The organism is Halomarina oriensis (genome assembly GCF_009791395.1).
Classification (GTDB): Archaea; Halobacteriota; Halobacteria; order Halobacteriales; family Haloarculaceae; genus Halomarina; species Halomarina oriensis.
Window position 1 is genome coordinate 13,498 of sequence record NZ_WSZK01000007.1, and the last position, 24,951, is coordinate 38,448.

Below are 24,951 nucleotides of genomic sequence, written 5' to 3' on the forward strand. Positions count from 1 at the left end.
CCGAAGAGCGGTCAGAACAGCGTTATCTCGGTGCCCAGGTTCGCCTCGACGGCCTGCTCGTAGACCAGTTCCATCGTCGCGGTGTCGAGCGCGGGCATCCCCTTGTGGGTCATGACCGTCCGCTCGTCGGGCGACTCGCGGCCGGGAGCGTCGCCTCGCATCACCTCGACGAGGTCGGCGTGGATGTCGTCCGGGTCGACGCTGTAGCCGTCGGCCGTCCAGTCGTCCTCGGTCTCCCCCGCGAGCCAACTGAGGTCACGGTCGTACCATCCAACGACCCACTTGTCCGCCGCGCCACTGAGCGTCGGTTCCATGTCGTAGAACCCCGCGGTCGCCGCGACGTGCGTTCCGGGCGTCACCCACTCCTCTTTGACGATAGGCTGCGTCGCGGACGTGACGGTACAGATGAGGTCCGCGCCCTCGACGGCCGCCTCCGCGTCGGTGTAGCCGACGACGTCGACGTCGAACCGCTCGCCCATCTCCTCGACGAACGGCTCTCGAACCTCGTCGGCGATGTCGCAGGCGTTGACACGGTCGAGGTCGAACAGTTCGTTCATCATCGCTAGATGCGTCCGGCCCTGGTCGCCACACCCGACGACGGTCAGCACCGAGGCGTCCTCGCGGGCGAGGTACTTCGCGCCGACGGCGGCGTGGCCCGCCGTCCGCATCGCGGTCACCGACTGGCCCTCCATCACGGCGACCGGTAGCGAGGTCTCCGCGTCGCTGAGGACGTCGATGGCGTTGATGGTCGGCAGGTCACGTGCGGCGTTGCGCTCGATGTAGCCGAGCCACTTGTGACCGGCCGCACCGAGCGGTTCGACGTACGACGGGAACGACTGGACCATCCCGAGACCGTACTCGTCGTCGGCGCTGGAGACGTCGAGGTCGAACGGGTTCGACTGCTGGACGCGGCCCTCACCGACCCACCGGAACGTCTGCTCGACTCTGTCGAGACACGGGCCGGCGTCGAGGGCAGTCTCGACGTCCTCACGACTCAGAAATCGCAGGGTACCAGGGTCTGCGGTTCGTGTTACCATCGTACGAGACGACAGAGTGGCCACGCTTAACCTTTTCTCTGCCACGAGCGACCCCCGTCGGCCGAGCGGGTGGACTCGCTCCGCGAACGGTCCACTTCGGCCGGTCGCTCACGCGACTCCGGGAGACGACGGCGAGTTCACTCGGACGGCGGTCGCCCGAGTCGCTCGCCGTGAGCTTCATGTCCGGGGGTGGTGATTGCCGTGTATGAGCGAGACGCGCATCGGACTGGTCGTCAACCCGATCGCCGGCATGGGCGGGCGAGTCGGCCTCAAGGGGACCGACAGCCGTTCGGTCCTCGAACGGGCGCGCGAACTCGGTGCCGAACCCGTCTCGCCGGACCGGACGGGGGAGGCGCTCGACGAACTCGCCGCACAGGGAGTGGGCGTCGACCTCCTCGTCGGGCCGGGGCCGATGGGCGAGACCGTCGCCACGTCCCGTGGGTTCGAACCGACCGTCGTCACGAGCCTCGAGGGGGACGAGACGACGGCGGCCGACACGAGGCGTGTCGCGGACGCACTCGTCGATGCGGACGTCGAGTTGCTCGTCTTCGCCGGCGGCGACGGGACGGCACGGGACGTCGCCGACGCGGTCGACCAGCGAGTGCCGGTCGTCGGCATCCCCACGGGTGTGAAGATATACTCCGGCGTGTTCGCGCCGACACCGAGGGCTGCTGGCCGACTCCTCGCGGCGTTCGTCCGGGACGAGGTCACGAGCGTCGACCTCCGGGAGGTGATGGACATCGACGAGTCCGCGTTCCGCGAGGACCGTCTCTCGGCGACGCTCTACGGCTACCTGCGCGTCCCACGACAGCGACGCCTCGTCCAGAGTCCGAAGTCCGGCGGCGGGACGAGCGACGACGCGGCGAAGGCCGCTATCGCCGCCGCAGTCGTCGAGCGGATGGAACCGGACCGCTACTACGTCGTGGGGCCGGGGACGACAACCAGCGCTGTCATGGACCGTCTCGACCTCCCACACTCGCTGCTCGGCGTCGACGTCGTCCGCGACGGGAAACTGGTGGGTCGGGACGTGAACGAGGCGGACCTCCTCGAACTGCTCGACGGCGTGGACGCCGAAATCGTCGTCGGGGTCATCGGTGGCCAGGGGTTCGTGTTCGGGCGCGGGAACCAGCAGTTGAGCGGCCGTGTCGTCGAGCGCGTGGGTGTCGAGAACGTCACTATCCTCGCCACGCAGGAGAAACTCCTCTCGCTCGACGGACCGCTGTACGCCGACACCGGCGACGACGACGTCGACGCCGAACTCACCGGCTACGTCCGGGTCGTGACCGGTCGTGGCCGGACGATGGTCGTCGAGATGGCCGGGTGACCGCGTAGAGGTGCCCAGTGTCCGACGACAGACGGGGACGATGCGGTCGGCTCAGTACTCGACGGCGGCCTCCGGCACCGTCCCCCGGTCCGTCCACCCGCGTTCGCCGTAGTACTCGTCGAGCGCCGCCTCGAAGTCCGGCAGGTCGTACGGCAACCGGTCGTCCGAGCGGTCGAAGCCACGCTGGTTGTTGAAGTGGCGTTCGAGCGCCACCGTCCGCGCGCCGACGTCGAGGAGCGTCTCGAACTCCGCCCCGAACAGCGTCTCGAACCGGTCGGGGGTCATGTAGTCCCGCGAGAACTTACAGACGACGCCGCTGTCACAGAGCGCCATCTTGTCCTCCTGGTGGGCGATGCGACCGGCCTTGCCGAGCGTCCCATCCGGCAGGAGCGCCTCGTCCTCGTCGACGAGCGGGTACTCGACCGAGTAGAACGTCGCGTACATGTGGTCGGCTCCGCGGTTGGAGACGGCATAGGAGAGCCCCTGACCGTTGAGGACGCGCCCCTCGTGGGCGGCGAAGTCCATCCCCTTGACCGACCAGTTGTCGACGCCGAGGTCGTCGGCGATGCGATCGATGCCCTCCGCGAGCGTGTCGCCGACCCCCTCCCGACGGGCGATCTGCTCGACGAGCTCCCAGATGAGGTCGCGGTTGCCGAACTCGTCTTCGGCCGCCAGATACGCCGCGATGGTGTTCCCCGCGGAGATGGCGTCGAGACCCAACTCGTCACAGAGCTTGTTCGACTTCATCACGTCGACGATGTCGTCGACGCCGGCGTTCGACCCGAACGCCATCGCCACCTCGAACTCCGGGCCTTCCGTCTCGATGCCCCGTTCCTCGTCCCGCGTCGGGAGTTTGCAGGCGAACGCACAGGCAGAACAGGTCCCCTTCTTGTACTTCTTGGCCTCGACGGCCGCGCCGTTGATACCCTCGACGCCCTCGAACTGCCGTTCGGAGAAGTAGTACGACGGCAGGCCCTCCACCTCGTTCGCCAGGTCCATCACGGAGACGGTCCCCTGCCGTTTCATGATGTGGTCGTCGGTCGCGGCCTCGCGGTGGACCTCCGCCTGCGTGGCCGGTATCTCGACGTCGGGAGCGGAGTCGCCGTCGAACGTCACCGCCTTGACGTTCTTCGCCCCGAGGACGGCCCCGAGGCCACCCCGGCCGAACGCACGCTCTTTCGACGTCATGATGGAGGCGAACCGGACCTCGTTCTCGCCGGCCGGCCCGACGACCGCCGTCTGGTCGGCGCTCACGTCGAACTCCCGTTCGAGCGTCCCGAGCGTCTCCGAGACGGTCGCTCCCGCGAGGTCGGGCGTCGGGACGAACTCGACGCCCTCGTCGGTGACGTGGACGGTCAGGAGTTCGTCGGCCGCCCCGACGAACTCGACCGCGCTGTAGCCCGTGTCGGCGAAGTTCCGCGACAGGAACCCACCGGCGTTCGACGAGCAGAGGCCGTTCGTGAGCGGCGAGACCGCCGTCGCGTTCATCCGACCGGTGAACGACATCGTCGACGCCTGCATCGGCCCCGTCGTGAAGAGGAGACGGTTGTCCGGCCCGAGCGGGTCCACGTCGAAGGGGACGCGTTCGTGCGCGAGTCGCGTCGCAACACCCCGACCACCGATGAACGACTCCAACACGTCGTCGACGTCCGTCGTCGTCGTCGTTCGGTCGCTCACGTCGATGCTGAGGAGGTCGCCTTTCGCGTGAAGCATGATGGTAGGTCACAGGGGAAGCGGTGTCTAAAGGGTATCGGCGACGGCGTGGTCGCCGCGCCGGGTCGCTCGGAGGGAGCGAGTGGCGAGCGGGCCGGGAGCAGGCGGCCGCAGGGCGATGTGTATTTGGCGGCGCTCGCAGAAGTGACCAGGTGTCGTGATCAAACTACAGGCCTTCCTCGTCAGACGGGAAGACATGACCCACGAGGCGTTCCGCGAACACTGGCTGACCGACCACGTTCCACTGGCGAAGCGACTCGACGGGCTCCGGGGGTATCGGACGTCGCTCCCGGTGGCCCCGGCAGCGAGCCCGTACGACGGTATCGCCGAGCTCTACTTCGACGACGTCGACGCCTTCAAGGCGGTACTGGGACCGGACAGCGACAACCCTGCGATCAACGACGTCGACAGCTTCGAGGCGCGGAGCGACCGGCACCTCGTCACCGAAACCGTCCACTACGACGCGCTCGGCGACCGGTCGCGGTCGGCGAAACTCGTCGCCGTCGTCGCGCGTGCGGAGGGCTGCTCGCACGAGGCGTTCCTCGACGGCTGGCTCGACGGCGTCAACCCGGAGGGCGTCCCCTCGATTCGGAAGTTCACGTCGGCGACGCCAGTCGCGCCGGCCGAGGCGGACTACGGGGGTATCGTCGAACTGTACGTCGACGACGTCGAGACACTCCGGACGACGGTGGGCGTCGACGGCCCGATACGCGCGGCCGACCTCGCAGGTCCCATCACGCGGGCGCTCCCGACGAACGGGGGTGTCGTCGGGTGGACGACGGTTCACCCGGTCGAAGAGCTCGTCCAGGTGGCGCTCGACGACTGAATCGGCCGACCACGGCTGCCTGGGTCGGGACGGAAGGTGGACACGAGTCGTTCGACGGGCGATCCTTACGGCGTTCGGAACGCACCGCCGTCGACGATGAGCGACTCGCCGTTGACGAACGACGCGGCCGGGTCGGCCAGGAACAGCGCGGCTCTCGCCACGTCCTCGGGGGTCGCCACGCGCCCGAGCGGGACGCGCTCGCCGTGCTCGTCGAGATCGTACATCCCGCCGAGGTCCTCACTCTGGAGTGCGGTGCGGACGGGGCCGGGATGGATGACGTTCGCCCGGACGCCCGACGGCCCCAACTGGACGGCCAGCGAGTAGGTGAGCGTCCTGACCGCACCCTTCGACATCCCGTAGACCGTCGAGTTCGTCGTCCCCTGGAGGCCGGCGTCGCTCGACATGTTGACGATAGCTCCGCCGTCGCCGTCGACCATCCGCTTGGCCGCGACCTGCGACCCGAAGAACGCCCCCTTGGCGTTGACCTCCATGAGACGGTCGTACGCCGACTCGGTGACGTCCAGAAACGACTCCACGCGGGTCAGTCCCGCGTTGTTCACCATGACCGACACGCCGCCGAACGCCTCGGCGGCGTCGACGGCCGCTTCGAGATCCGCCACCTCACGCACGTCACAGTCGACGTAGCGCGCAGACGAGTCCGTCTCCGCTTCGATTCGGTCGTGTGTGGGGACGCCGCCCTCCCGTGGCTCCGAGGTAATGTCCGCGACGACGACGTCGGCCCCGTGGTCGGCGAACGTCAGCGCGATGGCCCGACCGATACCGCTCGCGCCACCCGTGACGACGGCGACCTCGTTCGTCAGGTCAGTCATACGCGAGTCGACCCGACGCGTCGGCAAGTAGCTACCGGCGGGTGCGTCCGAAGGGGGGAGAGACCGACCGCGTACGCGGCGTCAGGTCAACAGGCGTTTCGACGCCCGTTCGGCGGTAACGGTGACGACGAGCGAGAAGACGATGAGGACGGTCCCCACGGCGTTGAGCGTGGGGTCGTACGTCAGCCGGATCCGACCGTAGATGAGCACCGGGAGCGTCTGGTCGGTGAAGCTCAGCCAGAAGAACGTCTGGACGAAGTTGTTGAACGAGAGGATGAACGCGAACAGCATCGCGGCGACGATGCTGGGCATAATCATCGGGATGGTCACCTCGTAGTACGCTCTGAGCTGTGTCGCACCGAGGTTGCGCGCCGCCTCCTCGACGGACTCGTCGAGGCCGCTGAGTCCGGAGGCGATGACCAGTGTCGTGAACGGGAGCGTGATCATCACGTGTCCGACGAGCAGCGAGGTGAAACTGCCGTAGATGCCGAGGACGTTGAAGAACACCAGCCCACCGATGCCGGTGATGATGAACGGGATGATGATGGGCAGACTGAACAGGATGCGAAGCTTACGTTCGTCGAGGAAGCCACCCGACGGTGCGGTCCGAGCGAGACCGAACCCGGCCATCAGGCCGACGAACCCCGAGACGAACGCGCACGCGACGGCGAGTTTCGTACTGAACACGATGGCGTCGGTGAACGCGCTGTTCTCGACGAGCGCCTCGTACCACTTCAGCGAGAGCCCCGGCATCGGGAACGACGGGTTGCGCTCGGGGGTGAACGACAGCAGGATGACGATCAGGATCGGCAGGTAGAGGAACGCGAGAACACCGCCCGCGACCGCTCGCTGCAGACGCCCCGCGGTCCGGTCGCTGACGTCGACACGCCCCAGTAGCGCACTGAACGACGGGCTCACTGGTCGCCCTCCAGGTCGGTCGCCCCACCCAGTTCGAGGTCACCGACCAGGCCGACGGCGACGAACAGGACGACGATGACGGCGCTGTAGATGACCGCCAGCACGGCACCGAAGTTCCAGTTCTGCCCCTCGCTGAACATGAGGCCGATGAAGTTCGCTATCATGTTGTTCCCGCTCCCGCCGAGGAGGACGGGGGCGAGATACGCTCCCGACGAGAGCACGAAGACGAACGTCGCACCGGCGGCGATGCCCGACACCGTCTGCGGGAGCGTCACCTCGTAGAACGCCTGGAGCTTCGTCGCGCCGAGGTTTCGGGCGGCCTCTATCTCCGAGAAGTCGATACGGAGGAGGCTGGCGATGATGGGGACGATCATGTACGGCAACAGCGGGTGGACGAGACCGATGACCACCGCCGTCTCGGTGTTCATCAGTCTGAGCGGGTCGTCGAGGACGCCGAGCAGGTCGACGAGCACGTAGTTGATGACGCCGTTCGTGTTGAGGATGAGCATCCACGCGAACGTCCGGATGACCTCGTTGATCCAGATAGGTGCGATGACGACGAGCAACAGCAGGTTCCGATGGTCGCTGTGGACCGCGATGTAGTACGCGAGCGGGTAGCCGACGAGGAGCGTCCCGAGCGTCGTCTTCAGCGCGATGACCAGCGAGTCTATCATCACGGTCCGGTAGAGCGCCTTCGAGAAGAACTCGCGGTAGAACTCGAAGGTGATGGTGAAGTCACCGGACAGCGGGTCGACCATGAAGCTGTAGAGGACCATCGTCAGGATGGAGCCACCGAGGACGAAGACGACCCACACCAGCCCCGGAATCAACCGGACGTCCGGGACGAACCACACCGACCGGCCGCCGACCAGCGAGTCCAGCGAGAGGTTCAGTCGCTCCGTGTCGTCTCTGATTCCCATCGGTCAGGCCTCCAGCAGTGCCGCACGGTCCGAATCGAACTGGAGGTGGACCGACTGGTTCCGTTCGAGCGAGACCGCTCCCTCGCGGCCGCCGACCTCCACGAGCACCCGCTCGCCGTCGACGTCGACGAGCAGCCGCGTCGAGTTGCCGTAGAACGTCACCGTCTCGACCTGCCCGACGACCTGCCCCGACGACGCCGTCGAGACGTCGATGTGCTCGGGGCGGACGCTCAACACCACGGAGTCGCCTTCACGAGCGCCGATTGGGTTCCGGACCGACTCCAGAGCCGTCGAGAGCCCTCGAAGCTCGACGCTCGCGGTCGACCCGTTCGTCCGTGCAACCGCGCCGCGAAACAGGTTCGTGTCGCCGATGAAGTCCGCCGCGAACTCGCTGGCCGGGCGACTGTAGAGCTCCTGGGGAGTGCCGACCTGCTCTCGCTCGCCGGCGTTCAACAGCATGATGCGGTCGCTCATCGAGAGCGCCTCGTCCTGGTCGTGCGTGACGTAGATGAACGTCGTGTCGAGTTCGTCCTGAATCCGCTTCAGTTCGAAGCGCATGTTCTTCCGGAGCTTCAGGTCGAGACTCGACAGCGGTTCGTCGAGCAGGAGAATCGACGGTTCGGTGATGAGTGCTCGCGCGAGCGCGACGCGCTGTTGCTGGCCACCGGAGAGGTTCGTGGGGTCTCGGTCCTCGAACCCCGGCATGTCGACGAGGTCGAGGTACTCCGCGACCCGCTCGCGGCGTTCGGCCTTCGGGACGCGGTCCATCTTCAGCCCGAACCCGACGTTCTCGCCGACCGTCTTGTTCGGGAACAGCGCGAACGTCTGGAACACCATACTGACGTCCCGTTCGTGGAGGGGGACGGCGGTCAGGTCCTCGCCGTTCATCTCGATACTCCCGGAGGTCGGCGTCTCCAGGCCCGCTATCATGCGGAGTGTCGTGGTCTTCCCACAGCCGCTCGGACCGAGAAACGAGAAGAACTCTCCGTTCTCCACCTCGAACGAGACGTCGTCGACGGCCACCGTCCGACCGTACGATTTGGTCAGGTCGGTGACGGATAGGATCGGTTCGGTCATCTGTTGGATATCCGGTCGGCGAGACGGTATAGCAGTTGCGCTCTAGGTGGCATGATAGCGTCACTCAGGCGCGGATGATCTCCTGGATCTTCGTCGACCACTGGTCGGCCTTGTCGCCGATGAACAGGGGGTCGAAGATGGCGAGGCGGTCCTCGAACTTCACCGCGGCGTTGTTCTTGTAGGCCTCGGACTGGTACTGTTCGGGGACGTCGAAGGTAGTCCCCGTCGGCACGGTCTGGAGGTAGTTCTCGCGGTTGGCGGGGTCGAGCGCGTAGTTGATGAACTCCTCGGCGGCCGCCCGCTTCGGGTCCTCGACACCGGTCGGGATCGCGAAGCCGTCGATGTACTGGAAGGCTCCCTCCTCGGGGACGGTGTTGCGAACGGGGACGCCGTCGTTCTGGAGCGTGGCGACGATGACGGGGAACTGATGGCCCGCAGTCACCGTCTCGTTGGCGAACGCCTGGCTCGCCTCGGGGCCGCCGCCGAACCACGTCCCGACCTGCGGTTTCCACTCGGTCTCCAGTGACTCCCACACCTTCTGGATCCGTTCGTCGTAGTTCTCCTCGAACGCACGCGGTTCGTCCGGCCAGAACTGGAGGTAGGTCGTACAGACCGCGTAGTTCGGTCGCTGGGAGTAGCCGACCTCACCTTCGAGTTCGGGCTGGAGCAGGTCCCGCCAGCTCGTCGGGTCCTCGTCGTAGGGCCAGAGGTCCGTGTTCCACGCCAGCGAGTTCGACCCGAAGTGCGCCGGCACCGCCGTCCACGTCTCTGCTTCGGGCTCCCACGGCGTGTTCTCGGGGCGGTACTTCGACTGGACGTTCTCCAGGTTCGGAACGTTCTCGGTCCGAATCGGCTGGATGAGGTCGTCTCGCCGAGCGGAGGGGACCGCTCGCATCGAGAGCTGGAAGAGGTCGAGGTTGCCCGCACCCGCCCGTTGTCGTGCGAGCACCTGCCAGTCGTCGCTGAACGGAGCGGCCGACACCTCGATACCCGTCTCCTCCTCGAAGTCGGCGGCCATCTCCTCGACCGCCGGGATATGTGTCCCGAACCCCTGGAACGTCACCGACGTCCCGGAGAGGTCCTGTCCGCCCGTGGTCGCCCCGCCACCGCCCGACGTTCCATCACCGCCCGACGTTCCGTCACCGCCCGTCTCCCCGTCGCCACCGCCGTCACCGGTGCAGCCGGCCATCGTGGACAGCGCGACCATCGCGGCGCCGTTCCGAAGCCACCGACGACGCGTGACGCTCGACCCGCCGGGTGACGCTGTTCGTTCTCCGTCCGAACCTACCGGTTCTTGACTTCGCTCCGACATAGGTCGACTTCCGCGAGCATGCTAATGAATGTTTCTCACGGGCTCAGCGTCGTGAACGTGAACGAAAGTCCACGGGATACGAACGTACCGAGAGAGACGGAGGAGATCCGTAGCGGGAGCGAGCCGCGAGTCGACGCCTACAGCTCCGCTTCGAGCGCTTGCAGCGGCTCGACGGCGTCTTCGAGTGCCGCTCGCGCCTCGTCGTGGAGCGGCCGGTAGGGTTTGCGCGGTGGCCCACCGTTCTGCCCGCCGATTTCGGCGAGCGCGTTGAGCACGCCGAACTCGTAGGGCTCTGCGGGCGCGTCCGGCAGTCGGTTCATGTCGCCGAACGCCCGGACGATGCGGCGGTTGGCCTCCCGGACCCACTCGTCGTGGTGGTTGCCGGCGCGACACTCCTCGTAGAACTTCACGAACAGTTTCGGCGCGGACCACGTCAGGATGCCGATGAACCCCTTCCCGCCGAGCTGTGAGTCGTGCCAGAACGGGGCGTCGTACGGGGAGATGAAGTTGACGTCGTCGGCGACGGTCTGGAGCACCTCGTCGTGGTGGTAGAGCGCCATGTTCGACTCCTTGACGGCTTTGATGCTGTCGATGTCGAGCAGGTCCTCGCGCCAGATGTCCGGCGTGATGTTACAGTCCGTGACCGGCGGGAAGTTGTAGACCATGACGGCGATGTCGCCGTTCAGGGCGTCGTCGACGTCGCGGAAGAACGGCCCGACCCACTCCGGTTCGAGGGGGAGCATGTAGGGGAGTTCGACCATCGTCCCGTCGGCCCCCGCCTGCTCCGCGTACGTCGTGCGGTCGATGACCTCGCGCTGACTGGTGCCGGACCCGCCGATGACGCAGGTGATGTCGTCGGCCGCGTCGACACAGACGTCGGTCAGTTCCGCGAACTCGGACTCCGTCGGGGCGTTGACCTGTCCCATGCTCGATAGCTGGACGAAGCCGTGGACGCCCTGCGATTCGAGGTGTTCGATGTTCGCACGGATGCCGTCGTAGTCGATCTCCTGGTCGTCGGTGAGACACAGCGGCGAGAGGGCCATGATGCCCTCGATCGGATTTCTGTTGAACGTAGTCATGGTTGGGTTCTGTGAGTGAACAGATGTGGTATGCCAACCCAACAGTCTTGAACGTTTCCATCGCCACACCGCCGTGGCGTCGGTCGCTTCTCCGTGTCGACAGCCCGCGATGACGACGTAGATTTATCGCACACCCGCCGAAAGCAGAGGCGATGCCAGCAGCAATCGTCACCGGGTCGGCCCGCGGAATCGGCAGGGCGATAGCCCTCCGGTTCGCCGCAGACGGGTACGACGTCGTCCTCAACTACCGAACGAGCGAGCAAGCCGCCGAAGAGACCGCCTCCAGCGTCGAGGAGCGAACCGACCGGGCCGCCGTCGCGGTTCGGGCCGACGTCAGCGGCGACGGTGCGGAGACGCTGGTCGACCGGGCCGTCGACGAGTTCGGAGGCGTCGACCACGTCGTGAACAACGCCGGTATCGAGGAGGCCCGGCCGACGGCCGACCTGCCGACCGCCGACTTCGACCGCGTGATGGACAACAACGTCAACAGCGCGTACGCCGTCTCTCGGGCCGCAGCGCCACACCTCCGGCGCTCGACGGCGGAGACGCCGTCGATAACCAACCTCTCGTCGTTCGTCGCGCTGGTCGGCTACGCCGAGGAGGCACACTACGTCGCCTCGAAAGCCGCTATCCTGGGGCTGACGAAGAGCCTCGCCGTCGAGTTCGCCCCCGACGTCAGGGTCAACGCCATCGCGCCGGGCCACATCGAGACGGACATGACCGACCAGTCGCGGGTCGCGGAGAACGAAGCGACCGTCCCGCTCGGGCGGTACGGCCACGTCGACGAAATCGCGGACGCCGCGGCGTACCTCCGCGACGCGAGCTACGTCACCGGTGAGACGCTCCGCGTCGACGGTGGCGTCACGCTGGGGTGAGCGGCGACTCCACCGGGCGAGGCGTCGTGTACCCGCTGCCACCGACTCCGGGCGTCGTCACTCGAACTCGGGGATGACTTCGGCACCGAACCGGCGGATCTGTTCGAGTTCCTCGTCGAGGCTGTCGACCATCGGCGACACGATGAACTGCGTCGTGCCCGCCGCCGCGTAGTCCTCGATCGTCGAGATGACGTCTTCGGCCGCTCCGGCCGTGGCCACCTCCGGGACGTCTCCCTCTACGTCGCCGAGGTGGACCCGACAGCGTGCGGATATCTCCGGCACGCCCTCGCGGTCGTAGTCCGTCCAGGCGTTCATCAGTCGGTCGCGGGTCTCGCCGACCTGTTCGGCCGTTCGGGAGACGACGGTCCAGCCGTCGCCGAACTCCGCGGTTCGCCGGAGCGCCGCTCCGGAGGTGCCGCCCACCCAGATGGGGGGTTTCTCGTCGGGGAGCGGGTGGAATCCGGTCTTCCTGAAGTTGATGACGTCGCCGTCGAACGCCGTCTCCCCCTCGTTCTCGAATATCGTCTCGAACATCGAGAGGAACTCGTCGGTCTGCTTGCCCCGTAGCTTGAACGGCGCGTCCAGCACCTCGAACTCCGAGCGGAGCCAGCCGCTGCCGACACCGAACTCGAAGCGGCCGTGAGAGAGCGCCGAGACGGTCAGCGCCTGTTTCGCGAGCAGGATGGGGTGACGGAGCGGGACGATACAGATGTTCGTCCCGACGTTGATTTCGTCGGTCACCGCGACGATGTAGGAGAACTTCCCGAAGACGTCGAGACTCGGGTTCGAGATGTCCGCCCAGTCCGGTACCCCGAACTGGTACTCGTCGTAGTCGAGTTCCTCCGGGATGGTGACGTGGTCACCGGTCCACAGCGTCTCGAAACCGGCGTCCTCCGCCGTCCGGGCGATGTCTTTCCACGGTTCTGGTCGGCCGTACTTGCCGTAGCCCGGTATCGCGTATCCGAACTCGATGTCTGCGTCACTCATTGTCGACGTCCGTCCGTTCGGGGGAGCCCGTATAACTATTTGCAAGAGGCGGGGGCTACCGGGACAGACGACCACCGCAGCGGTCCCGAGACGACGGACGTCGATAGCTCCGACGACCACATCACCCCGGACAGTGTCCGACCGGTGTCGGTGATTCCCGGTCTCGACGGAGAGCGCCATCGCTCGGTCGTTCGTGACAAGAGTCAGTTGACGTGGGAGTACATTTATATTCACCGACGCGACAACTCGTGTCATGGTTCGCGAAGGCGCGACAGCCATCGTCACCGGTGGCGGTCGCGGTATCGGACAGTCGATTTCGGTAGAGCTAGCACGAAACGGGGCGAACGTCGTCGTTGCAGACCTCGACCCCGACGAGATGGCCGAGACCAGACGACGGGTCGAAGAACTCGGTGGAGAGGCGCTGTGCGTCGAGATGGACCTCACGAGGCCCGAGAGCATCGAGCGGGCCGTCGACTACGCCGTCGAGGAGTTCGGAACCGTCGAGATCCTCGTCAACAACGCCGGCATCGCCGGACCGACCGCGACGTGCGACGAGGTGACCGTCGAACAGTGGGACCAGACGATGGCCGTCAACCTCCGTGGCGCGTTCCTCATGACGCGGAGCGTCCTCCCGGTGATGAAACGGGAGGGGTACGGTCGCATCGTCAACATCGCCTCGGTCACCGGGAAGCGACCGGTGCCACACCGGACGCCGTACGCCACCTCGAAGATGGGTCTCATCGGGTTCACACGCTCACTGGCCGCCGAAGTCGGTCGATACGACATCAACGCGAACGTCGTCTGTCCGGGCTCCGTCGAGGGGCCACGCATCGAACGGGTGTTCCGTCGACACGCCGAGGCGAACGGCCACACCGCCGAGGAGGTCAAGGAGATGGAGATGGAGAAGAGCGCACGGAAGGAACTCGTCTCGCCCGAGAACGTCGCTCGGACCGTCACCCTCCTCTGTTCGTCGATGACCGACCAGATGACCGGACAGGACCTCAACGTCTCCGCCGGGAAGGTCATGTACTGATGACTCGGCGGCGGCGACACGCTCGTCGGTAGTCGAAGCGAGGAGAGCGCCGACCGGCCGGTCGATGAGTATCCTTCGAGGGCCACAGGACGGCCGCGTTCGCGTCCGTCTTCGCCGGGCCGTCTCGTCCCGACTCGCGTCCTTCGAGCCGTGCGTACAGTTAAGCTACCACACACTCGAATCGAGTGTATGGCGACGTTCGACGAGACGGTCGACGAGTTCCTCGAAACGTACTGGCGACACCACCCGGTCGAGGCGACCCACGCCGGCGTGCATCGATACGACGGCGACCTTCCGGACACCGGTCCGGGGGCGGCCCGCGAGTGGCGCGAGGCGGTCGACCGGTTCACCGAGCGATTCGAGGCGTTCGACCCGGCCGAACTGGACCACGACGCGAGACTCGACCGTCGTTGGGCGTTGGCGGTCCTCGAGAAGTTGCGAATCGACGCCGAGATGCGACCGTGGGAGCGAGCACCACGACACTACCTCGACACGCTCGGGAACGGCCTCCACGACCTGCTCCTCGGTGACCGAGCGCGCAGAGACCGGTTCGAGGCGTTGCTCGCACGACTCGACGCCGTCCCCGAGTTCCTCTCGACGGCCGAGTCCACACTCGACCCGCCGTCCGTCCCGCCGGTCTGGGTCGACGCGGGGCTCAGAACGACCCGGACCCTTCGACAGTTCGTGGACGACGGGATTCCCGAGGCGGCAGGCAGGGTTCCGGACCTCGAGTCCGACATCGTCGCCGCGAGCGAGCGGGCGGCGGACGCCATCACCGCGTTCGAGGCGTTCCTCCACAGCGTCGAAGCGCGTGCGGACGGCGATTTCGCGGTGGGCCGCGACCGGTTCGACCGACTGCTCCGGGACTACCACCTGCTGGAGATGGACGCCGACGACCTCCACGAGTTCGGGCGGGAGTGGGTCGACCGGTACGAACGGGAGATGGAGACCATCGCCGACGGTATCGACCCCGGCAGCGACTGGGTGACCGTTCTCGAGCGCATCAAGCGAGACCACCCCGCGGCCGAGGACCTCCGGCAGGCGTACGAAGACGAGACGATGCTGGCCCGCGAGCACTGTGTAGAACACGACCTCATCACCATCCCCGACGGCGAGGAGGTGAGCATCGAGTGGACGCCGTCGTACATGCGCGACGCCTACCCCATCGCCAAGCCGTGGACCACCGCACCGTTCGAGGAGGGCCTCGCGGGGAAGTGGTACGTCACGGGCGTCGACCCGACCGAAGACGACGAGGCGCGGGCCGAGCACCTGCGTGACCACAGTTGGGCGTGGATTCGCGCCATCGCCCAACACGAGATGTACCCCGGCCACCACCTCCACATGGCCGTCCACAAGCAGGTGGCGACGCCGCTCCGCAAGCAGTTCACCAGCCCCATCTTCGTCGAAGGGTGGGGACTCTACACCGAGGAACTGTTCTACGAGACGGGACTCCTCGACGAACCGGAGCTACGGCTGATGCAACTACGCAACGGCCTCTGGCGGGCAGTTCGGATCGTCGTCGACACGGGACTTCACACGCGGGAGATGACCGCCGAGGAGGCCACGGACCTCCTCGTGGACCGCGCCCGTCTCGAACGGCGCTGGGCCGAGACCGAAGTCCAGCGCTACACGACGCGCCCGACCTACCCCTCCTCGTACCGCATCGGGCTGACACAGCTGATGGACCTCCGCGAGACCTACCGGGAGCAACGAGGCGAGGCGTACGACCGCAAGGAGTTCCACGACGAACTGATGGCGTACAGCATCCTCCCGGTCGGGATGATAGCGGACGAACTCCTCTGAGCCTCCACTCCGCCCGGAGGTGTCGACTCGGTAGTCCGGTGGTCTCCGGTCGTCGAGCAAGGGCGGTGACGACGGCGGGCGAACGGACTCCGGGGCCAGTCCACGGGAGTCGAGGTGCGACGTCGCCTGCAGGAAAACACATATGTACTGTCACGCGGTAGCGCCTGTCACGCCCTATATGTCAGATCTGCAGGAGGGACGGTCGGGCCGACCGAACCGTTCCGACGAGTCGACGACGCAGTCGCCGGACGAGGAGACGCAGCTTCCCTCGCGGCGTCGGAAGGTCGCCGGACGACTAATCCGAAACCGACTGGCGCTGCTCGGGTCGGGGATCGTCCTGGCGCTCGTCCTGACGGCGCTGTTCGCACCGTACATCGCGCCGTACGACCCGGTCGAGCAGGACTACGCGGCGCTCGAACAGCCACCCAGCCTCGAACACCCGTTCGGGACCGACACGCTGGGCCGTGACGTCTTCTCGCGCGTCGTCTTCGGCGCGAAGTACGCCGTCTTCCTCGGACTCGTCATCGTCGGGTTCGAGATGCTGCTCGGTGTCACGCTCGGACTGGTCGCGGGCTACTACGGTGGGATGGTCGAGTCCGTCATCATGCGTGTGGTCGACGTCGCGCTCTCGATACCGGGCGTCGTCCTCGCGCTCGCCATCGCCGGGATGCTCGGTGGGGGGCTGATACCGCTGGTCATCGCCATCAGTCTCGTGGGCTGGCGCGGGTTCACGAGGCTGGTCAGAGGCGACGTCAAGGGGGTGATGGAAGAGGAGTACATCGACGCGGCGAAGGGGGCTGGCGTGAGCGACGCCAGACTCATCGTCCAGCACATCCTCCCGAACGTCGCTTCGAGCATCATCGTCTACGCGACGCTCACCATCCCGACGGTCATCCTCTGGGCGGCCGGCCTCTCGTTTCTTGGGATGGGCGTCAGCCCCCCGACCCCGGAGTGGGGGGCGCTCATCGCGAACGGGCGCGGCGAGATCGACGACGCGTGGTGGATCTCGACGTTCCCCGGCCTCGCCATCATGGTGACGGTCATCGGGTTCAACGTCCTGGGGGACGGCCTACGTGACGCACTCGACCCACGACAGTCGGAGCTCTGAACCATGACGGACCCACTACTCGCTATCGACGACCTGCACGTCCACTTTCACACCGAAGAGGGGACCGTCGAGGCGCTCGACGGCGTCGACCTGGAGGTGTACGGAGACGAGGTCGTCGGCGTCATCGGCGAGAGCGGCTGTGGCAAGACGGTCACGATGCTCTCGGTGATGGGACTGCTCCAGTCGCCGCCCGCCGAGGTGGTCGGCGGCTCCATCCGGTACGACGGACGCGACCTGCTGACCTGTTCGGAGTCCGAACTCAACGAGATCCGCGGCGAGGAGATTTCGATGATCTACCAGGACCCGATGACGTCGCTCAACCCGGTGTTGACGGTCGGTCGCCAGGTCTCGGAGGTGCTGCTGGCTCACCGCGACATCTCGAAGCGCGACGCCCGCGAGCGCTCCGTCGAGATGCTCGACGCCTGCGGCCTCGCCGACCCCGAACGGCTGATGGACGAGTACCCCCACTCGTTGAGCGGCGGGATGCGCCAGCGGGTGATGATCGCGATGGCGCTGGTCACCGAACCGAACCTCCTCATCGCGGACGAACCGACGACGGCGCTCGACGTCACCATCCAGGCGCAGGTGATGGAGGTGCTCCGTGAGCTACGGAGCGACCACGAGGTGAGCATCGTCTTCATCACGCACGACCTGCCGCTCGTCAGCGAGATCGCCGACCGCATCGCCGTGATGTACGCCGGGACCGTCGCCGAGACGTGCTCGGTCGAACGGCTGTTCGACCGTCCGCTTCACCCCTACACCAGGAAACTGACCGAGAGCATCCCGAAACTGGATCAGCCTGCGACGCGACTCCCCTCCATCGACGGCACCGTTCCGAGCCTCGTCGACCCGCCCGACGGCTGTCGGTTCGCCTCGCGCTGTCCGCAGTTCATCGGCGAGGAGTGTCGGTCGGTCACACCGGCGCTGACCGACGTCTCGGGGACCGGTCGCCACGAGGTGGCTTGTCACCTCTACACCGACGTGAGCGAGGCGTCACCGCCCTGGCCCGTCGACGACGAGGACCGCACAGCGCAGCAACCGACGGCGGAGACCGACGACGGAGGTCGACGATGAGCACACAGGAACGGACCACCGACACCGACGGAGAGCGACCCGACGACCCGATCGTGCGCGTACACGAACTGGAGAAGCACTTCCCGATCAAAGGCGGCATCCTGCAGCGGACCGTCGGCCACGTCCGGGCGGTCGATGGGGTGAGCTTCGACATCCAGACGGGAGAGACCCTCGGGCTGGTCGGCGAATCGGGCTGTGGGAAGTCCACGCTCGGGCGGACGATGGCGCGCCTGGAGGAGGCGACGTCCGGCAGCGTCGAGTTCGACGGGCGCGACGTCACGACGGCGTCGAAACGAGAGCTCAAGGCGATACGACGGAACGTCCAGATGATCTTCCAGGACCCGGCGTCGAGTCTCAACCCCCGAATGACGGTCTCACAGATCATCACGGAGCCGATGCGGTCGCTGACCGACTGGTCGAAGTCGAAACGGGAGGACCGGCTCTATCAGCTCATCGAGGAGGTCGGCCTCTCGAAGGCCCACCTCTCGCGGGCCCCCCACGAGTTCAGCGGTGGGCAACAGCAGCGCGTCGCTATCGCCCGGGCGCTGTCGGTCAACCCGCAGTTCGTCATCGCGGACGAGCCGACGAGCGCGCTCGACGTCTCCGTCCAGGCCGACATCCTCAACCTGCTGAAGGACCTGCAAGACGAGTACGACCTCACGTACCTCTTCATCAGTCACGACCTCTCGGTGGTCCGGCACATCTCCGATCGGGTGATGGTGATGTATCTCGGCGAGGTCGCGGAGATCGCCCCGACCGAGCGGCTGTTCGACGCCCCGAAACACCCCTACACGAGAGCGCTGCTCTCGTCGATACCGCGGGCGTCCGCGGGGGCGATGGACGACCGGATCGTCCTCGAGGGGACCGTCCCCAGCCCGGAGGACCCACCGGACGGCTGTCGGTTCCACCCGCGCTGTCAGGAGTACATCGGCGAGGTGTGCGAACGCACCGACCCGGAGGTCGAACCCGTCGACGGTCGCGCCGACCACGTCTGCGCCTGCCACCACTACTGACCATGCTCAAGTACATCATCCGACGGCTGCTGGTGATGGTCCCCGTCGTCCTGGGGGTCACGGTCGTCATCTCGACGCTGATCTACCTCTCGCCGGGCAACCCCGCGCAGATCGCGCTCGGCCAGAACGCCAACCCCGAGGCCGTCGCCCGTCTCGAACAGCAGATGGGGCTGAACAAACCGCCGCATCTCCGCTACGTCGACTGGCTCACCCAGGCGCTACAGGGGAACCTCGGCCGGTCCTTGGAGACCGGCACGCCGGTCACCGACCTCATCGTCGAACGCCTGCCGGCGACGCTCGAACTCGCGTTCGCGTCGCTGGCGATCATGCTCGTCATCGCGCTGCCGCTGGGCGTCGTCAGCGCCGTCCGCCAGTACTCCTGGGTGGACAACGCGTCGATGCTGTTCGCCATCTTCTGGCTGTCGATGCCGTCGTTCTGGCTCGCGCTCATCCTCCTGTTGCTGTTCGCGGTCCACTGGGACTTCTTTCCCATCTCCGGGCGGGCCGGCGCGCTCCTGTCGGTCACCGCCCTGTCGTATCTGGTGTTGCCGGCCATCGCCAACGGCGCGCGCAGAGCCGGGTTGCTCACGCGGATGATGCGCTCGTCGATGCTGGAGATTCTCAACAAGGACTACATCCGGACGGCGAAGGGGAAGGGCATCGGCCAGCGGTCGGTCATCTACTCCCACGGGATGCGCAACGCGATGATTCCCATCGTGACGCTGCTCGGGTTGCAGGTCCCCTCGCTCATCTCCTCGTCGGTCATCGTCGAGGTGGTGTTCGCGTGGCCGGGGATGGGGCGGCTACTGGTCGACGCCGTGTTGCGACGGGACTACCCCGTCGTCCAGGGCGTGACGCTGATGTACGCGGTCATCGTCATCGTCGCCAACCTCCTGGTCGACATCGCCTACAGCTACCTCGACCCGCAGATCTCCTACGACTGAGTCGGCGACTCCGTCGCTTCGTCCACGTCGAGAGCCCAGGTCGAACACTCAGGTCGCCGTGTACCCGCCGTCGACGAGCAGCGTCGCGCCGGTGACGTAGCCGGCCGCGTCCGACGCGAGGAACACCGCCCCCCCGACGAGGTCGGAGGGGCGCGAGAGGTCGCCCAGCGGGATACGGTCACGCCGTTTCTCGTCGGTAGCGTCGTCCGACGCGGACATCTCGGTCTCGACCATGCCGGGCGCGAGGTTGTTCACGCGAACGCCGTGACGCCCCCACTCCGTCGCCAGTTGGCGGGTGAACGCCTCGACGCCACCTTTCGACGCGTGGTAGTCGACGTGGGGGACGTCCGGGTCGGCGACCGCCGCCGTGATCGAGGAGACGTTGACGATCGAGCCGCCGTCGCCCTCGATCATCGCACGACCGGCGTGTTTCGCACAGAGGAAGACGCCGGTGAGGTTGGTCTCCATCGTCTCTCGCCACTCCTCGACCGGTTTCTCCTCGGCCGGCGACGGGACGGCGATACCGGCGTTGTTCACCAGCAGGTCGACGCCACCGAACGCGTCGGTGACCCGTTCGACGAGGTGTTCGACGTCGGCCTCGTCGGTCACGTCGGTCGGGACGGCCAGCGTTCGGGCGTCGGTCGCCGCCTCGATCTCGGTCGCCGCCTGTTCGCAGGCGTCCGCCGAGCGGTTGGCGATGGCGACCGCGGCCCCTGCCTCGGCGAACCCCTCGGCGATGGCTCGCCCGATTCCTCTGGAACCGCCGGTGACGATAGCGCGCTTCCCGTCGAGACTGAACGCGTCGAGCGCAGGCATGTGCTATGGCTGCGAGCGTGAGAGCATAAGTGGTCGGTCGAGCGCCACCACGAGCGCGGACCGGCCGATATCGTGTACACGGCGACATCGTGACGACGGATAGAGTTAAGCCACTACGGGAGGCGTTAGCAAACGGAACGCATGTCCAAATCGAGCGTCAGTTACGATTGGGAGAGTCGCATGAGCCGCGCCCGCGATAGGATGCAGGAGGCAGACCTCGATGCCCTCTACGTCGACGCCGGCGCCAACCAGTTCTACCTCACCGGATTCAGCGCCTACGAGGGCGGCTGGCCGGTGTGGCTGTCGGCGTTCGTCCTGCCGCTGGACGGCGAGCCTGGGTTCGTCCTGAGCGAGATGCACCGCGACATCATGAAACACGCCGAGACCGCCATCCCGGCCGACGCGGTCACGACCTACCGCGACGGCGACGACCCCGAACCGCTTCTGGGAGCGCTCCTCGAAGAACGGGGCGTCGCCGATGGGACCATCGGCGTCCCCGCGGACGCGTGGTTCGGTGACGGCGAGCTCCTCCGGTCGGTCGCGTCCGACGCCGACCTCGTCAGCGCGCAGTCGCTGTTCGACCGGCTTCGGATGGTCAAAGACGACACCGAGATCGAACATCTCCGCAAGGCCACCGACATCGCCGCCGAGGCCCACGCCGCCTCGGTCGAGGCGATCGAGGAGGGCCGCCCCGAGTACGAGGCGGCGATGGAGATAACCGACGCGATGCTGGCTGCCGGCTCCGACAACATGGGTCTCGGCGGGGTCTTCCGTGACCCGCGACAGCGCCGGTTCGCCGACGGCGACATCGTCGACGTGGACATGGGTCCGCAGTTCGAGCACTACGCGACCGACTGCGCGCGTAACGTCTTCGTCGGCGAACCGTCCGCCGAGGACCGTCGCGCCTACGAGGTCTGCTCGGAGTGCCTCTACGCGACGATGGACGTCGTCGAACCCGGCGTCACCGCCCACGAGGTCCACACGTTCGCCGAGGAGTACATGGCCGACGAGGGCTACGACCAGCCCTGGAAGATCGGCCACGGTGTGGGGTTGATGGGCGGTCACGAGGCCCCACAGGTCCAGAACGGGAACGATGTCGAACTCGAGTCGGGGATGGTGTTCGTCATCGACCCCGGTATCTTCGTCGAGGGCCGCGAGCAGGACACGCCGATCCACATCGAGGACCCGGTGCTCGTGACCGAAACCGGCTGTGAGAACCTCCTCGACTACACGCACGACGTCGTCACCGTCTGAACGCGACCTGCACGACACCGGCAGCGGCCCACGAGAACACGGCGGTGTCGTCCTCGACGAAGCTTTTTGTGGTCTTTCACCGGATAGAGGGTATGCGACCGACAGCGAGCGACGTCGACGTCCGGAGCGCAGTCGAGGCGCTGCGAATCGCGTACTGCCATCGTTTGGACGACGGACGACTCGAGGAATGGCTCGACCTGTTCACCGAAGACGCCGTCGTGAACTACGCCTCGCGAGAAGGGGCGACGGAGGGCCGTGACGCGCTTCGCTCGCTCGCCGAGGACTGGCTCTTCGCCGAGGACGAGACCCGCGTCCACACCGTCTCGAACCCGCTCGTCGACGTCGCGGACGACCGCGAGACGGCCACCGGTCTGTGGTACTATCGGGCGGTCACCATCGACGAGGACGGAAGTGCGCTCCTCGAACAGGGGCGGTACGACGAACGCTACCGGCACGACGACGTGACCTGGCGAATCGCGCGGCTCACTACGACAGTGACCTACGAGACGCACCGAAGCGCCGGGTGGGCCGAACCCCGGCCCTTCGAGTAGCCAGACCGAACGGGAACGGATGTGAAAGCCGACGACGACGTCTCCGCAGTTCCTACGACACCGGGTTCAGACGAGGTCGCGTTCGATCTCTCGAAGCGGTTCGACCGCCTCGACGAGCGCCGTCTGCGCTTCGTCGTCGAGACGGCGATACGGTGGGCGCACCTCGCCGGCCGGTCGCCCGCTGACCTCCGCGAGCGCGTGGAGGATAGCCGGGGAGTTCGAGACGATAGGCCGGCCCGGAAGCGAGCTGACGTCCCCCCAGACCTGCGCGAGCGTCCTGTTGACCCGCATCGTCCAGTCGTCGTGGTGGTTCCCGTCGCGACACTCCCGGTAGAATCGGAGCATAGTCTGGGGTGCGGCCCACGTCAGGATGCCGATGAACCCCTTCCCACCGAGCTGTGAGTCGTGCCAGAACGGGCAGTCGTACGAGGAGATAACGTTGATACGGTCGGAGAGACCGAGGATACGGTCGTAGTGTGGCGTCGAGTAGTTCGAGTCCTTGACCGCCTTGACCGAGGGGATGTCGACGAGCTCCTCCCGCCAGGTCTCGGGAGTGATGTCGACGCCCGTCGCCGGGGGGTAGTTGTAGACGATGACGCCGATGTCGCCGTTCAGGGCGTCGTCGACGTCCCGATAGAAGTCACCGACCCACTCCTGCTGGAGCGGAATCATGTACGGGAGTTCGATCATCGTCCCGTCGGCTCCGGCCGCTTCGGCGTACGTCGCACGTCGAATCGCTTCCTGCTGGTTCTGTGCCGACGCCCCGACGACACAGGCGATGTCGTCGGCCGCATCGACGACGGTGTCGGTCACGGCGTCGAACTCGGCCTCCGAGGGAGCCATCGACTGGCCCATCGTGGCGAACTGGATGACGCTGTGGACCCCCTGGTCCTCCAGCCACTCGACGTTCGAGCGAATCCCGTCGTGGTCGATGTCGTAGTTCTCGTCCAGACACAGCGGCGAGAGCGCGTGTATCCCTTCCAGTGGCTTCCGTTCGAAGTGTACAGTCATGGTTGGTGGTCGAACAGACGTAGCGAAGACCCGATGCCCGCCTGTTTAGCTCTTTCGTACACCAGGTGAGACACCGCGACGTCCAGCGCCGGCATCCCCATGTGGACCATCACCGTCCGTTCGTCCGCCGACTCCCGGCCGGTCGTCTCACCGGTGACGACGTCGGTCAACTCGCCGTGGACGTCGTCGTACGACAGCCCCTCCGGTGCGGTGATGCCGACTTCCTCGCCGTCGATCCACAGTCGGTCACGCTCCTCGACGCCGATGACCCACTTGTCCGCCGCCGCACTGAACGTCGGGTCGAGGTCCTGGAACCCGTTCGTCGCCGCGATGTGGGTCCCCGGCTCTATCCACTCCGCCATCACGATGGGTGACTCCGCCGTCGTCACCATGCAGATGACGTCCGCTCCGGAGATCGCGGACTCGGCGTCCGCGTAGCCTTCGACCGTCGCGTCGGTCTGTTCGTTCATCTCCCCGACGAACGTCTCGCGAGTCTCGTCGTCGATGTCACACGCGTTGATTCGTTCGAGGTCGAACAGCGCGTCCATCACCCGCAGGTGGGTTCGTCCCTCCATGCCACAGCCGACGATGGCGAGGGTCGACGACTCCGGTCGCGCCAGATACTTCGCCCCGACCCCCGCGTGACAGGCCGTTCGCATCCCCGTCACTAGCTGCCCTTCGAGGAGTGCGAGGGGCATCGCCGTCGACGCGTCCGAGAGGACGTTGACCGCACTCAACGTCGGCAGACCGCGCCTGGCGTTCTGCTGGTAGACACCGAGCCACTTGTTCCCCGCCACACCGAGCGGTTCGATGTACGCGGGATAGCTCGACACGTTGCCGAACCCGAACTCGTCGCCACGCTTTGCGAGCCAGATCTCGATCGGATTGGTCTGCTCGACCTGCCCGTCGCCGACCCACCGGAAGGTGTCCTCGACCCGTTCGAGACAGTCTTCCGGGGAAGCGGCGGCACCGATGTCGTCCCGAGAGAGGAATAGCAACTCCCCAGGGGACGGGCTGTCAGTTTCCATACGGAACCAGTGTATCGACCGAGACGGTATATAGCTACTCCTGCTCCCGCCGAAATCCAACACACTGGGCGCTCCTGATGGGAATCGCGTATCCACACCCACTCGCAGCTACAGACGGTCGTGAACAGCGGCCGGTTGGGCCGCGAGCGGTCCTCCGAAGGACCCGTGGAATCGACCAGGGACCGACCGCCCTCGGACTCGAACGGAACCCACCGATTGCAGAGGGCTCCCTGCAGCGAACCACTCCGTCGCTTCTGGCCGGACACGACTTCCGTGTGTATCCGTGCGACGAGGTCGGACGGCGGTCCGACCGGGCACCGTCCGTCCGTGCCGGCCCCCACACCAAGCACCCAATCGCAGAGCATCGCCCGCGGACGGACCTGTCGCTGGATCTCTGTCGAGTCACGTACCGCCCAAC

Annotated in this window: 23 protein-coding genes; 11 read left to right on the top strand and 12 right to left on the bottom strand. The window is 66.6% G+C overall.

Annotated elements, in window-relative coordinates:
* Positions 1–11: 11 nt before the first annotated feature.
* Complete coding sequence (locus tag GQS65_RS02700; protein WP_158203138.1) at positions 12–1,037, bottom strand: ornithine cyclodeaminase family protein; 1,026 nt, start codon at positions 1,035–1,037, stop codon at positions 12–14.
* Between the two features lie 205 nt (positions 1,038–1,242).
* On the opposite strand from GQS65_RS02700, the gene GQS65_RS02705 reads away from it, so the two are divergent.
* Positions 1,243–2,361 carry an ATP-NAD kinase family protein gene (locus GQS65_RS02705; RefSeq protein WP_158203139.1) on the top strand — a complete coding sequence of 373 codons (1,119 nt, stop codon included), beginning with the start codon at positions 1,243–1,245 and terminating at the stop codon, positions 2,359–2,361.
* Positions 2,362–2,412: 51 nt separating this feature from the next.
* On the opposite strand, the gene GQS65_RS02710 is transcribed toward GQS65_RS02705, so the two are convergent.
* The gene (locus GQS65_RS02710; protein ID WP_158203140.1) at positions 2,413–4,074 is read right to left on the bottom strand and encodes an aldehyde ferredoxin oxidoreductase family protein; all 1,662 of its coding nucleotides are present in this window, start codon (positions 4,072–4,074) and stop codon (positions 2,413–2,415) included.
* A gap of 157 nt (positions 4,075–4,231) precedes the next feature.
* On the opposite strand from GQS65_RS02710, the gene GQS65_RS02715 reads away from it, so the two are divergent.
* Complete coding sequence (locus GQS65_RS02715) at positions 4,232–4,900, top strand: EthD family reductase (RefSeq protein WP_158203141.1); 669 nt, start codon at positions 4,232–4,234, stop codon at positions 4,898–4,900.
* A gap of 65 nt (positions 4,901–4,965) precedes the next feature.
* Here GQS65_RS02715 and GQS65_RS02720 read toward each other — a convergent pair whose 3' ends face one another.
* The 6 genes from GQS65_RS02720 to GQS65_RS02745 form a co-directional block, all read right to left on the bottom strand.
* Positions 4,966–5,730 carry an SDR family oxidoreductase gene (locus GQS65_RS02720; protein ID WP_158203142.1) on the bottom strand — a complete coding sequence of 255 codons (765 nt, stop codon included), beginning with the start codon at positions 5,728–5,730 and terminating at the stop codon, positions 4,966–4,968.
* 81 nt (positions 5,731–5,811) lie between these two features.
* On the bottom strand, positions 5,812–6,648 hold the full coding sequence (locus tag GQS65_RS02725) for an ABC transporter permease (protein ID WP_158203143.1): 837 nt from the start codon (positions 6,646–6,648) through the stop codon (positions 5,812–5,814).
* Positions 6,645–7,568 (bottom strand): ABC transporter permease, encoded by a 924-nt coding sequence (locus GQS65_RS02730; RefSeq protein ID WP_158203144.1) that lies wholly within the window; start codon positions 7,566–7,568, stop codon positions 6,645–6,647. Before GQS65_RS02730 ends, GQS65_RS02725 begins: the two co-directional genes overlap by 4 nt.
* 3 nt (positions 7,569–7,571) lie before the next feature.
* Positions 7,572–8,645 carry an ABC transporter ATP-binding protein gene (locus tag GQS65_RS02735; protein WP_158203145.1) on the bottom strand — a complete coding sequence of 358 codons (1,074 nt, stop codon included), beginning with the start codon at positions 8,643–8,645 and terminating at the stop codon, positions 7,572–7,574.
* A gap of 64 nt (positions 8,646–8,709) precedes the next feature.
* Positions 8,710–9,852: an ABC transporter substrate-binding protein gene (locus tag GQS65_RS02740; RefSeq protein ID WP_158203146.1), complete on the bottom strand. Its 1,143-nt coding sequence runs from the start codon at positions 9,850–9,852 to the stop codon at positions 8,710–8,712.
* A gap of 242 nt (positions 9,853–10,094) precedes the next feature.
* The gene (locus GQS65_RS02745; RefSeq protein ID WP_158203147.1) at positions 10,095–11,036 is read right to left on the bottom strand and encodes a dihydrodipicolinate synthase family protein; all 942 of its coding nucleotides are present in this window, start codon (positions 11,034–11,036) and stop codon (positions 10,095–10,097) included.
* Positions 11,037–11,188: 152 nt separating this feature from the next.
* On the opposite strand from GQS65_RS02745, the gene GQS65_RS02750 reads away from it, so the two are divergent.
* A complete protein-coding gene (locus GQS65_RS02750; protein WP_158203148.1) occupies positions 11,189–11,911 on the top strand; it encodes an SDR family NAD(P)-dependent oxidoreductase in 723 nt (240 codons plus the stop codon).
* A 57-nt stretch (positions 11,912–11,968) separates the two neighbouring features.
* Here GQS65_RS02750 and GQS65_RS02755 read toward each other — a convergent pair whose 3' ends face one another.
* A complete protein-coding gene (locus tag GQS65_RS02755; protein WP_158203149.1) occupies positions 11,969–12,898 on the bottom strand; it encodes a TIGR03619 family F420-dependent LLM class oxidoreductase in 930 nt (309 codons plus the stop codon).
* Positions 12,899–13,151: 253 nt separating this feature from the next.
* On the opposite strand from GQS65_RS02755, the gene GQS65_RS02760 reads away from it, so the two are divergent.
* From GQS65_RS02760 to GQS65_RS02785, 6 genes are all read left to right on the top strand, one after another.
* Complete coding sequence (locus tag GQS65_RS02760) at positions 13,152–13,931, top strand: SDR family NAD(P)-dependent oxidoreductase (protein ID WP_158203150.1); 780 nt, start codon at positions 13,152–13,154, stop codon at positions 13,929–13,931.
* A gap of 189 nt (positions 13,932–14,120) precedes the next feature.
* A complete protein-coding gene (locus GQS65_RS02765; RefSeq protein ID WP_158203151.1) occupies positions 14,121–15,734 on the top strand; it encodes a DUF885 domain-containing protein in 1,614 nt (537 codons plus the stop codon).
* 178 nt (positions 15,735–15,912) lie between these two features.
* Positions 15,913–16,842 (top strand): ABC transporter permease, encoded by a 930-nt coding sequence (locus GQS65_RS02770; protein ID WP_158203152.1) that lies wholly within the window; start codon positions 15,913–15,915, stop codon positions 16,840–16,842.
* A 3-nt stretch (positions 16,843–16,845) separates the two neighbouring features.
* Positions 16,846–17,916: an ABC transporter ATP-binding protein gene (locus tag GQS65_RS02775; RefSeq protein WP_158203153.1), complete on the top strand. Its 1,071-nt coding sequence runs from the start codon at positions 16,846–16,848 to the stop codon at positions 17,914–17,916.
* The gene (locus GQS65_RS02780) at positions 17,913–18,929 is read left to right on the top strand and encodes an ABC transporter ATP-binding protein (protein ID WP_158203154.1); all 1,017 of its coding nucleotides are present in this window, start codon (positions 17,913–17,915) and stop codon (positions 18,927–18,929) included. The genes GQS65_RS02775 and GQS65_RS02780 overlap by 4 nt, the downstream gene beginning before the upstream one ends.
* Before the next feature lie 2 nt (positions 18,930–18,931).
* The gene (locus GQS65_RS02785) at positions 18,932–19,873 is read left to right on the top strand and encodes an ABC transporter permease (protein ID WP_158203155.1); all 942 of its coding nucleotides are present in this window, start codon (positions 18,932–18,934) and stop codon (positions 19,871–19,873) included.
* Positions 19,874–19,921: 48 nt separating this feature from the next.
* Here GQS65_RS02785 and GQS65_RS02790 read toward each other — a convergent pair whose 3' ends face one another.
* Positions 19,922–20,689 (bottom strand): SDR family NAD(P)-dependent oxidoreductase, encoded by a 768-nt coding sequence (locus GQS65_RS02790; RefSeq protein WP_158203156.1) that lies wholly within the window; start codon positions 20,687–20,689, stop codon positions 19,922–19,924.
* 180 nt (positions 20,690–20,869) lie between these two features.
* On the opposite strand from GQS65_RS02790, the gene GQS65_RS02795 reads away from it, so the two are divergent.
* Positions 20,870–21,943, top strand: a complete 1,074-nt coding sequence (locus tag GQS65_RS02795; RefSeq protein ID WP_158203157.1) for a M24 family metallopeptidase — start codon at positions 20,870–20,872, stop codon at positions 21,941–21,943.
* 92 nt (positions 21,944–22,035) lie between these two features.
* Positions 22,036–22,494 (top strand): nuclear transport factor 2 family protein, encoded by a 459-nt coding sequence (locus tag GQS65_RS02800; RefSeq protein WP_158203158.1) that lies wholly within the window; start codon positions 22,036–22,038, stop codon positions 22,492–22,494.
* Positions 22,495–22,560: 66 nt separating this feature from the next.
* On the opposite strand, the gene GQS65_RS02805 is transcribed toward GQS65_RS02800, so the two are convergent.
* Positions 22,561–23,505 (bottom strand): dihydrodipicolinate synthase family protein, encoded by a 945-nt coding sequence (locus tag GQS65_RS02805; protein ID WP_158203159.1) that lies wholly within the window; start codon positions 23,503–23,505, stop codon positions 22,561–22,563.
* Positions 23,502–24,533 carry an ornithine cyclodeaminase family protein gene (locus GQS65_RS02810; protein ID WP_158203160.1) on the bottom strand — a complete coding sequence of 344 codons (1,032 nt, stop codon included), beginning with the start codon at positions 24,531–24,533 and terminating at the stop codon, positions 23,502–23,504. Before GQS65_RS02810 ends, GQS65_RS02805 begins: the two co-directional genes overlap by 4 nt.
* Between the last annotated feature and the right edge of the window lie 418 nt (positions 24,534–24,951).

Excerpts from the sequence above, each read along its gene's own strand:
- GQS65_RS02755 (WP_158203149.1), bottom strand. The coding sequence starts at position 12,898 with ATGAGTGACGCAGACATCGAGTTCGGATACGCGATACCGGGCTACGGC.
- GQS65_RS02770 (WP_158203152.1), top strand. The coding sequence starts at position 15,913 with ATGTCAGATCTGCAGGAGGGACGGTCGGGCCGACCGAACCGTTCCGAC.
- GQS65_RS02775 (WP_158203153.1), top strand. The coding sequence starts at position 16,846 with ATGACGGACCCACTACTCGCTATCGACGACCTGCACGTCCACTTTCAC.
- GQS65_RS02730 (WP_158203144.1), bottom strand. The coding sequence starts at position 7,568 with ATGGGAATCAGAGACGACACGGAGCGACTGAACCTCTCGCTGGACTCG.
- GQS65_RS02765 (WP_158203151.1), top strand. The coding sequence starts at position 14,121 with ATGGCGACGTTCGACGAGACGGTCGACGAGTTCCTCGAAACGTACTGG.
- GQS65_RS02700 (WP_158203138.1), bottom strand. The coding sequence starts at position 1,037 with ATGGTAACACGAACCGCAGACCCTGGTACCCTGCGATTTCTGAGTCGT.
- GQS65_RS02795 (WP_158203157.1), top strand. The coding sequence starts at position 20,870 with ATGAGCCGCGCCCGCGATAGGATGCAGGAGGCAGACCTCGATGCCCTC.
- GQS65_RS02790 (WP_158203156.1), bottom strand. The coding sequence starts at position 20,689 with ATGCCTGCGCTCGACGCGTTCAGTCTCGACGGGAAGCGCGCTATCGTC.
- GQS65_RS02735 (WP_158203145.1), bottom strand. The coding sequence starts at position 8,645 with ATGACCGAACCGATCCTATCCGTCACCGACCTGACCAAATCGTACGGT.
- GQS65_RS02810 (WP_158203160.1), bottom strand. The coding sequence starts at position 24,533 with ATGGAAACTGACAGCCCGTCCCCTGGGGAGTTGCTATTCCTCTCTCGG.
- GQS65_RS02720 (WP_158203142.1), bottom strand. The coding sequence starts at position 5,730 with ATGACTGACCTGACGAACGAGGTCGCCGTCGTCACGGGTGGCGCGAGC.
- GQS65_RS02760 (WP_158203150.1), top strand. The coding sequence starts at position 13,152 with ATGGTTCGCGAAGGCGCGACAGCCATCGTCACCGGTGGCGGTCGCGGT.
- GQS65_RS02750 (WP_158203148.1), top strand. The coding sequence starts at position 11,189 with ATGCCAGCAGCAATCGTCACCGGGTCGGCCCGCGGAATCGGCAGGGCG.
- GQS65_RS02785 (WP_158203155.1), top strand. The coding sequence starts at position 18,932 with ATGCTCAAGTACATCATCCGACGGCTGCTGGTGATGGTCCCCGTCGTC.
- GQS65_RS02745 (WP_158203147.1), bottom strand. The coding sequence starts at position 11,036 with ATGACTACGTTCAACAGAAATCCGATCGAGGGCATCATGGCCCTCTCG.
- GQS65_RS02710 (WP_158203140.1), bottom strand. The coding sequence starts at position 4,074 with ATGCTTCACGCGAAAGGCGACCTCCTCAGCATCGACGTGAGCGACCGA.
- GQS65_RS02740 (WP_158203146.1), bottom strand. The coding sequence starts at position 9,852 with ATGGTCGCGCTGTCCACGATGGCCGGCTGCACCGGTGACGGCGGTGGC.
- GQS65_RS02800 (WP_158203158.1), top strand. The coding sequence starts at position 22,036 with ATGCGACCGACAGCGAGCGACGTCGACGTCCGGAGCGCAGTCGAGGCG.
- GQS65_RS02805 (WP_158203159.1), bottom strand. The coding sequence starts at position 23,505 with ATGACTGTACACTTCGAACGGAAGCCACTGGAAGGGATACACGCGCTC.
- GQS65_RS02705 (WP_158203139.1), top strand. The coding sequence starts at position 1,243 with ATGAGCGAGACGCGCATCGGACTGGTCGTCAACCCGATCGCCGGCATG.
- GQS65_RS02780 (WP_158203154.1), top strand. The coding sequence starts at position 17,913 with ATGAGCACACAGGAACGGACCACCGACACCGACGGAGAGCGACCCGAC.